The 8,756-nt window shown below is 44.0% G+C and carries 9 protein-coding genes; all 9 read right to left on the reverse strand.

The window, feature by feature from the left end; all coding sequences use genetic code 11:
• Nucleotides 1–520 precede the first annotated feature (520 nt).
• The 9 genes from sigF to VK097_RS13085 all read right to left on the reverse strand — a co-directional run bounded on the left by sigF (nt 521) and on the right by VK097_RS13085 (nt 8,427).
• Nucleotides 521–1,276 (reverse strand): RNA polymerase sporulation sigma factor SigF, encoded by a 756-nt coding sequence (sigF, locus tag VK097_RS13045; protein WP_324212246.1) that lies wholly within the window; start codon nt 1,274–1,276, stop codon nt 521–523.
• Nucleotides 1,277–1,284: 8 nt separating this feature from the next.
• Entirely contained in the window at nt 1,285–1,722 is a 438-nt protein-coding gene (spoIIAB, locus tag VK097_RS13050; protein WP_324212247.1) for an anti-sigma F factor, read from the reverse strand.
• Entirely contained in the window at nt 1,719–2,072 is a 354-nt protein-coding gene (spoIIAA, locus tag VK097_RS13055) for an anti-sigma F factor antagonist (RefSeq protein ID WP_324212248.1), read from the reverse strand. Before spoIIAA ends, spoIIAB begins: the two co-directional genes overlap by 4 nt.
• Nucleotides 2,073–2,173: 101 nt before the next feature.
• Nucleotides 2,174–3,349 (reverse strand): D-alanyl-D-alanine carboxypeptidase family protein, encoded by a 1,176-nt coding sequence (locus VK097_RS13060; RefSeq protein ID WP_324212249.1) that lies wholly within the window; start codon nt 3,347–3,349, stop codon nt 2,174–2,176.
• Nucleotides 3,350–3,553: 204 nt separating this feature from the next.
• Nucleotides 3,554–4,858, reverse strand: a complete 1,305-nt coding sequence (locus VK097_RS13065; protein ID WP_324212250.1) for a pyrimidine-nucleoside phosphorylase — start codon at nt 4,856–4,858, stop codon at nt 3,554–3,556.
• Between the two features lie 319 nt (nt 4,859–5,177).
• Nucleotides 5,178–5,999, reverse strand: coding sequence for a purine-nucleoside phosphorylase (locus VK097_RS13070; RefSeq protein ID WP_324212251.1), 822 nt, complete (start codon nt 5,997–5,999; stop codon nt 5,178–5,180).
• Between the two features lie 11 nt (nt 6,000–6,010).
• Nucleotides 6,011–7,189, reverse strand: a complete 1,179-nt coding sequence (gene deoB / locus VK097_RS13075; RefSeq protein ID WP_324212252.1) for a phosphopentomutase — start codon at nt 7,187–7,189, stop codon at nt 6,011–6,013.
• Between the two features lie 129 nt (nt 7,190–7,318).
• Complete coding sequence (xerD, locus tag VK097_RS13080; RefSeq protein WP_324212253.1) at nt 7,319–8,212, reverse strand: site-specific tyrosine recombinase XerD; 894 nt, start codon at nt 8,210–8,212, stop codon at nt 7,319–7,321.
• Nucleotides 8,213–8,217: 5 nt separating this feature from the next.
• On the reverse strand, nt 8,218–8,427 hold the full coding sequence (locus VK097_RS13085; protein ID WP_324212254.1) for a YqzK family protein: 210 nt from the start codon (nt 8,425–8,427) through the stop codon (nt 8,218–8,220).
• Nucleotides 8,428–8,756 lie beyond the last annotated feature (329 nt).

The raw sequence follows: 8,756 nt of genomic DNA on the forward strand, positions 1-8,756 counted from the left end.
TCGAATTCGGAGGGATTGATAATAATCGCGAGGAACTCAGAAATACAGCTGAAGCCATGGCGGAAGTCCTCAGTGAACATCAAAAAGATGCTGTAAAAGTCAACAGTGCAAATTAAGAAGCCAAAACTGTGAACAAAGGCGCGGGGCGCCCGTTTAGCGACGTACGGACTGCGCTCAGCGCTGCAGGTGGGTCGGCGTTGCCGCGCATCGCGGCGGTTTTAGCCGATCTGCCCCACTGGCCGCAGGAGATAAAGGAAACATGCCCCCTCATAGGGGGTATGCCGACGTTAGGCGCAAAGCCCGGATTTAGTTGGCCTTCCTTGAACTTCTGGAATCGCTGTTGACTTATCGGACGGAGGTGAAGGAAGTCACGCTACAGCTTTAGCGCTGGAGCCGGACGTGGCAATTTTTGATAAAGCATTCGCAGAGCCAAAAAATTATACTTTTTTATATTACAAAAAAAGCTGTCCTGATGTATCCCGTTTGTAACGGCTCAGCTTATTTTCAGGACAGCCTTGATTCATGGATTCATATTCACTTTCATTTCTTCTAATATTTTCTTCTCAAGTCTCGATACCTGTACTTGTGATATACCAAGTCGTTTGGCAACTTCGGATTGTGTCCGGTCTTTGTAATACCGCAAATATAATATCAGCCGCTCACGTTCATTCAGCCGCCTGATTGCCTCCTGCAGCGTCAGTTTATCAAACCATTTTGTACCATCGTCGGCAATCTGATCCAATAACGTAATCGGATCCCCATCATTCTCAAACACAGTTTCATGGATCGAATGTGGTGATTTTGCGGCTTCCTCGGCATGGACGACTTCTTCTGAGGTGATATGAAGTGATTCGGCGATTTCCAGTACAGTTGGGGCACGTCCGAGTTGTTTTGTCAATTCATCCCGTTTTTTTCGTATTTTATTGCCGGTTTCTTTTAGGGAACGGCTTACTTTAATGCTTCCATCATCCCGTATAAACCGCTGTATTTCACCGATTATCATCGGTACAGCGTACGTGGAAAATTTGACGTCATAAGATAAGTCAAATTTATCTATTGCTTTAATAAGTCCGATACTTCCTATCTGAAACAGGTCATCCGGATCATATCCGCGGTTGATAAAGCGCTGTACAACTGACCAAACAAGTCTGACATTACTCTCGACAAGTATATCCCGTGCCTGTTTGTCACCTTGCTGGCTTTTATGAATATACATCTTCACCTGTTCGTCACTTAACGATTCCTGACGATTATCATGACTGACATTTACATCCATAGGCATCCCTATTTAGAAACCGTTTTTTTTGAAAGTTGTTTTGTCATATGAACAGTTGTACCAGTTTCAGGTGAAGATATAATCTCCAATACATCCATGAAGTTTTCAATAATGGTAAATCCCATTCCGGACCTTTCCAATTCAGGCTTTGATGTATAGAGTGGCTGCCTCGCTTCATCCACATCACCGATGCCAATGCCGTTATCCTTGATTGTCAGTTCAACCTCGCCTCCATGCAGCATACAGGATATTGAAACATGATGCCCTGGCTCATTATTGTAACCGTGAATAATGGCATTCGTTACAGCTTCGGAAACGACTGTTTTAATCTCTGTCAGCTCATCCATTGTTGGATCCAGCTGTGCTACGAAAGACGCAACTGTTACCCTGGCAAACGATTCATTTTCGCTGACACTCGCAAATTCTACAAACATTTCATTTTTCATGATGCCACCCCCAACGTAAATAACGCATGTTCTTCGTTCTCCTCCAACCTTACAATCTTAAACATACCGGACATTTCGAACAATCTCCGGACTGGCGCCGAAACGGAACAAACAACCATTTCCCCTCCCAGCTGCAGCACTTCTTTGTATCTGCCAAGAACAACACCAAGCCCTGAGCTGTCCATGAACGTTACAGATTCAAGATTCAGCACAACATGTTTAATGGCGTTTGTATACATCATTTCCTTCCATTCGTTGCGCAATGCTTCTGCTTCATGGTGGTCCAATTCTCCGGACATTCTGACAACCAGGACATCTTCTTTGACGTCAAACGCAGTAGACAAACCCATATTGTTTCCTCCCCACTTTTTCGTTCTGGATACTTTTTCGCTAAAAGCTGGATTAATTCCTGCTTCCTGACAAAAGAAGAAGTAATTCGTCAGAGATTCCGTTATTTCACCATATTTTGAGCTGTCCGTTTTAATAACGTTAAATACGATGCTTTTTGGACATCGTAATCCACAATTAACGGCGTTTTTGACAATGTTTCACCGTTGTTTTTTACAATTAATTCGCCAACCTGTTCACCTTTATTGATTGGCAGATCAACATCGGATTTCAGATTCACTGAGGTTTTCACGTCTTTGTCACCCTCACCCTTACGGTGGATAGTACTGATTGATTCGGATGCCGTCACATCAATGGATGTATCTTCCGCTTTCAATAAATCCAATGTTGTAATGGTCTGTCCTTGTTTGTATAAATTTCTTGTTTCAAAATGATTGAATGCGTAATCAAGCATACCGGTGATTGTTGCATTCCGTTCCTTAGTCGTATCAGCACCCATAACAACTGCAATCATCCGCATATCATTTTTTTCCGCTGTTGCTGTTAAACAATATTTTGCTTCGTTTGTATAACCGGTTTTAAGCCCGTCAACGCCAGGATAAAATTTAACCAGCTTATTCGTATTCACCAGCCAGAATTCGTTCTCCTCGCCTTTTCGTAAATAATCCTCATAAATAGACGTATATTCGGTTACGGATTCATATTTTAATAATTCTTTAGCCATAACCGCCATATCATGGGCAGTGCTGTAATGATCTTCAGCCGGAAGGCCGGTGGTATTCTGGAACCGTGTATTTTCCAGCCCCAATGCCTTTGCTTTTTTATTCATCTGTTCTACAAATGCTTTCTCACTGCCGGCAATTCTTTCGGCCAGGGCGACACTTGCGTCATTTGCCGAAGCGATGGCTACCCCTTTCAGAAGGTCATCGACACTCATTTCTTCACCGGCTTCAAGAAATATTTGAGACCCCCCCATCGAGGCTGCGCGTTCACTGATTCTGATGGTTTCATCTTTATCGATTTTTCCCTCATCAAGAGCCTTCATTATCAGTAATAGAGTCATAACTTTTGTCATACTGGCAGGTGGCAATTTTTCATGCGCGTTTTTGTCAAACATTATTTTGCCGGTATCGCGCTCCATCAAAATGCCTGACTGGGCATCCGGAGCTAAATTAAGCTGTTGTTCCGTATCATTTTCACCATTTTCTTCACCGAACACCGTAAATGGCATGAATAGAATTGAAAGTATAATGCTAGTCAATAAAACAAACTTTTTCATCACTCAACCTCCAACATTCAATATAGTTTTAGGGTTGCCATTTCAATGTGTTCTTATACGATAAAGTGAAACTTCAATCAGCGGATGTCTTTTCCCGCTGATTGTTAGTTGAACAGCCGCCGTATTTTGGCGGGCTACTGGTCGTTATATGGGGGCAAAAAACGCATACTGGAATCAGCATGCGTTTTTTGCTTCAAGGATGATTTAGTTGGTGATGTTCTCATATATCAGCGGCGGTTTCTCCACGGTTTCATCCGAGATGACAATGTTTGCGTATAATTTTTCTTTTACATTATCCACGGTCTTGGTATTTGCGTGAATAGTCAAAAGTGATTCGCCTTTACTGACGGCATCTCCGATTTTTTTATTGAACACGATTCCGACGGACAAATCAATGTCGGAATCTTTTGTCGCTCTTCCTGCACCAAGCATCATGGCCGCTGTTCCTATAGCATCTGCTTCGATTTCAGAAACAGTCCCTGACTTTTCAGCAGGCAAATCAACTGTGTAAGATGCTTGCGGCAATAAATCCGGATTATCAGCTACATGCGAATCACCGCCCTGTGCCTCAAGAAACACTCTGAACTGTTCGATTGCTTTTCCGCTGTTCAGATTATCAGTCAACTGTTTTCGGGCTTCATCAAGTGTGTCGGCCTTATTTGCCAATACAACCATATGACTCCCCAGTTCCAAACATAATTCGGTTAAATCTCCCGGTCCATTTCCCTGCAATGTTTCAATCGCCTCTCTGACCTCCAGGGCATTACCGACAGCTTTACCCAGCGGCTGGCTCATGTCTGAGATGACTGCCATCGTATTTCTTCCGACCCGGTTGCCAATCGATACCATAGCCTTCGCTAATTCTCTGGCATCGTCAAGTTCTTTCATAAAAGCACCGGCACCGGTTTTAACATCCAGTACAATAGAATCTGCGCCCGACGCTATTTTCTTGCTCATGATGGAGCTGGAAATCAGTGGAATTGAATTTACCGTTGCCGTAACATCCCTTAGACTGTAGAGCTTTTTATCTGCAGGCGTCAGATTGCCGGTCTGGCCGACGACTGCTGTTTTGTTCCGATTAACCAGATTAATAAATTCATCGATGGAAATTTCAACATGAAATCCAGGTATTGCTTCTAGTTTATCAATCGTTCCACCGGTGTGTCCAAGTCCTCTGCCGCTCATTTTGGGTACCGGTACTCCGGCAGAAGCAACCAGAGGGGCAAGTATCAGGGTCGTCGTATCACCAACTCCGCCGGTCGAATGTTTATCCACTTTAATACCGGAAATAGCAGAAAGATCAATCTGGTCCCCTGACTCCACCATTGCCGTGGTCAATTCGGCTCGTTCTTCTTCGGTCATATCCTGGAAAAACACAGCCATCATCAGTGCACTGACTTGGTAGTCCGGGATATCACCATTAGTGTAGCCATCGACAAAAAAACGGATTTCTTCTTTTGAAAGCTTTTCACCGTCACGCTTTTTTTCAATGATGTCATACATTCGCATATAATCACCTTTATTGTAAGTTAAGTAAATCTATATATCCTTTGACTACAGAATGAGCCACGTCCGGTTCCAGCGACTAGCGCGATTTCCCTTACCTCCGTACGATAAGGAAACATCGATTCCAGAAGTTCAAGGAAGGCCGAATAAACCCGGGCTTTGCGCCCAACGTCTGGCATACCCCCTATGAGGGGGCATGTTTTCTTTATCTCCTGCGGCCAGTGGGGCAGATCGGCTAAAACCGCCGCGATGCGGGTAACGCCGACCCATTTGCAGCGCTGAGCAGTCCGTACGTCGCTAAACAAACGTTTCCACCCTTGTTCTAATTTGGCAGTGTACGGATAATTTCTTTAACAAACTTGAGAAAGTCCTCACGTACCTGTTTTGTTGTCTCAATCACTTCGTTGTGTGTCAGCGGCTGATCTAGAATACCAGCTGCCATATTGGATATGCAGGAGATGCCCAGCACGCGCAATCCCGCGTGTCCCGAAACAATCACTTCCGGAACTGTTGACATACCGACAGCGTCTCCGCCAAGCGTCCGAAGCATATTGATTTCTGCCGGTGTCTCATATGTGGGACCCGTGTTTCCGACATATACACCCTCCTGCACCGTTAAGCCCAATGCCGATGCGCAGTCTTTTGCATGCCGGAAATAGACTTCATCATATACTTGTGACATATCCGGGAAGCGTTCACCGAGTGTTTCATCATTCGGACCGAGCAGCGGATTATCACCCATGTTATTGACATGATCTGTAATCAGCATTAAATCGCCGGGGTTAAATACCTTATTGATACCGCCGGCCGCGTTGGTAACGATGATCGAATCGATTCCCAGTTCTTTCATCACCCGGACTGGAAACGTCACTTGTTGCATTGAGTAACCTTCATAATAATGAAAGCGTCCTTGCATCGCGACGACCTGTTTTCCTTCCAGCTCACCTGTGACAAGCTGTCCTTTATGCCCCATAACGGTTGATTCCGGGAAATGCGGTATGTCTTTATAGGAAACCGTAACCGGATTGTCGATTTCATCTGCTAAAACGCCGAGTCCCGATCCTAAAATGAGACCGATAGCGGGAGCATTCGATATCTTTTCGTTTATATATGAGGCTGCCTCCATAATAGTTGTCTGATCCATGGTATCCTCCCTTAGTTAATATCGTTCAAAAAACTTTTTCCATGTTCCGGCATTTTTATATTAAAGTTGTCAGCGATGGTAGCACCGATGTCAGCAAATGTCTCCCTTAAAGCAAGCTCTTTCCCTTGATTCATGTTTGTATGATAAATGAGCAGTGGCACGTACTCGCGTGTATGATCGGTACCGTGATGAATCGGATCGTTTCCATGATCTGCGGTAATGATAAGCAAATCGTCTTCATTTAAACGGTTCATCACTTCCGGCAGTCTTGCATCAAATGCTTCCAGGGCTTTCCCGTAGCCTTCAGGGTCTCGTCTGTGCCCATACTTGGCGTCAAAATCAACCAAATTCAAAAAGTTTAATCCCGTAAAGTCCTTTGACATAGAATCGATCAATTTGGTCATGCCATCTTCATTATCAATTGTACGGATTGCTTCGGTGACACCTTCATTATCATAGATATCTGATATTTTACCGAGGGCGATTACATCATAATCAGCATCCTCCAGTTCATTCATCACTGTCCGGCCAAACGGCTTCAATGCATAGTCATGTCGATTGGCTGTGCGCTGAAATGCACCTGATTCGCCAATGAAGGGTCTTGCAATGACACGGCCGACCATATATTTTTCATTTAAGGTCAGCTCCCGGGCGATTTCACAAATATTATATAATTCATCCAATGGTACAACTTCTTCGTGTGCGGCAATCTGCAACACAGAGTCTGCCGATGTATAAACAATTAGTGCTCCGGTTTCCAGATGCTTCTGCCCCAACTCTTCGATGATAGCTGTACCTGACGCCGGTTTATTGCCGATAACTTTTCTGCCTGTTTTTGCTTCCAAATCAGCAATCAATTCGTCCGGAAAACCATCAGGAAACGTCCGGAAAGGCTGCTGGATGTTCAATCCCATAATTTCCCAATGGCCTGTCATCGTATCTTTCCCGTTGGAGGCTTCCTGCATTTTTGTATAGTGGGCTATTGGCGATGCAGATTTTTCAATTCCCTGTATCTTTCTGATATTACTGAGTCCCAATTTTCCTATATTCGGCATGTTCAGGCCGTCCATCTGTTCTGCAATATGTCCCAATGTATCGGCACCTTCATCGTTAAACTCTTTTGCATCCGGTGCCTCGCCAATCCCCACGGAATCCATTACAATCAAAAACACGCGTTTAAATGGTTGCATATCAATACCTCCTATAGCTGTTTTTCCCCGTTTTGTTTAACAGTATGCTATCTTCCTTTTTGTTGTATGATGTCTGACGACTATAGCGACGAAAAAATGATATTCATCTGCCATTTGCTGCCTGACATGCTAAGCCCGCGGATGATAAGATTGATAGATATCTTTTAATCTGGTTTTTGTGATATGTGTGTAAATTTGTGTTGTGGAAATATCAGAATGACCGAGCATTTCCTGAACCGACCGCAAGTCCGCGCCATTTTCCAATAGATGTGTAGCGAATGAATGCCTCAGAGTATGTGGTGTAATTGTTTTTCTGATTCCGGCTTCACGAGCAATCCCTTTTAATATTTTCCAAAAACCTTGACGGGACAATGGTCTTCCATGCTGGTTAACAAATAGTGCGTTCTTATCTTCCTTCCGTTTGACAAGACTTGGCCTGGCATCCTGCAAGTAATCATCCATCGCTTTTTTGGCAACATCGCCGAGCGGGACAATTCTTTCTTTGGAGCCCTTTCCCATACAGCGCAAAAATCCCATCGTCAAATGAAGATCACCTACTTTCAGGCCCACCAGTTCCGAAACACGCAACCCTGTGGCATACATCAGTTCGAGCATTGCTTTATTCCGGATCATTAAAGGAGTATTCCCGTCAATTGTCAGTAAGGCCTCAACATCCTGTGACGTCAGGGTAGCAGGTAATTTCTGTTCTTTTTTAGGTGTTTCGATATGTATGCTTGCATCATGTTCGACAAGCTGTTCCCGAATCAGGAAATGATGAAAGGACCGGATTGAAGAAATCGCTCTGGCAATCGTTGCCGGTGATTTGCCTTCCTCCTTAAGCTTATACAGAAACCCTATAATGTCGGCTCGTCCTATTTCGTTCCAGACCGATTTCCGGCGTGCCCTTTCCAGATAATACATATAATTTTTCAAATCGCGCTGATATGATTTTAATGTATTATCCGTTACGCCGCGTTCCACTATTAAATAGTGGATAAAATCCTCAAAAGCGGGCTTTAGCATAAACATTACTCCCCTAAGCGATAAAGTAAATTAAGCCGATCCATGAAACTTCCATCTTCAGTCTCAAAAACTTTTACTGACGGCCCTTGCGGCGGATCGTACCGGTGAAATTGTTCATATTCAGTATGCATATACCGCAAACCAAAATAAAATAGACATGTACAACCTATAAAAAGAATAATTACTTTCAGGGCATCCCTCAGCAGTTGCACCATTTGCTCTCACCTCTTTTGCATATCTCCTGTAATCTGTTCAAAAACACACCATTCGTTTTATTAAATCCGCCTCACTAGTAAAGATATGCCAAAAAAGGCTAATAATATACATTGTATCATTAGATTACTCTATTGCCCTATCACCAAAATACCGCAATTTCTTGAAAATGTAAATTACGACCACAATAAGAACAAAGGCTCGGGGCGCCCGTTTAGCGACGTACGGACTGCGCTCAGCGCTGCAGGTGGGTCGGCGTTGCCGCGCATCGCGGCGGTTTTAGCCGATCTGCCCCACTGGCCGCAGGAGATAAAGGAAACATGCCCCCTCA

The organism is Lentibacillus sp. (assembly GCF_035301675.1).
In the GTDB taxonomy this organism is placed as follows: Bacteria; Bacillota; Bacilli; order Bacillales; family Amphibacillaceae; genus Lentibacillus.

Coding starts and splice junctions, on each gene's coding strand:
- spoIIAA (WP_324212248.1), bottom strand. CDS start 2,072: ATGGGTTTGTCTACTGCGTTTGACGTCAAAGAAGATGTCCTGGTTGTC.
- deoB (WP_324212252.1), bottom strand. CDS start 7,189: ATGCAACCATTTAAACGCGTGTTTTTGATTGTAATGGATTCCGTGGGG.
- VK097_RS13065 (WP_324212250.1), bottom strand. CDS start 4,858: ATGCGAATGTATGACATCATTGAAAAAAAGCGTGACGGTGAAAAGCTT.
- spoIIAB (WP_324212247.1), bottom strand. CDS start 1,722: ATGAAAAATGAAATGTTTGTAGAATTTGCGAGTGTCAGCGAAAATGAA.
- VK097_RS13070 (WP_324212251.1), bottom strand. CDS start 5,999: ATGGATCAGACAACTATTATGGAGGCAGCCTCATATATAAACGAAAAG.
- sigF (WP_324212246.1), bottom strand. CDS start 1,276: ATGGATGTAAATGTCAGTCATGATAATCGTCAGGAATCGTTAAGTGAC.
- VK097_RS13060 (WP_324212249.1), bottom strand. CDS start 3,349: ATGAAAAAGTTTGTTTTATTGACTAGCATTATACTTTCAATTCTATTC.
- VK097_RS13085 (WP_324212254.1), bottom strand. CDS start 8,427: ATGGTGCAACTGCTGAGGGATGCCCTGAAAGTAATTATTCTTTTTATA.
- xerD (WP_324212253.1), bottom strand. CDS start 8,212: ATGCTAAAGCCCGCTTTTGAGGATTTTATCCACTATTTAATAGTGGAA.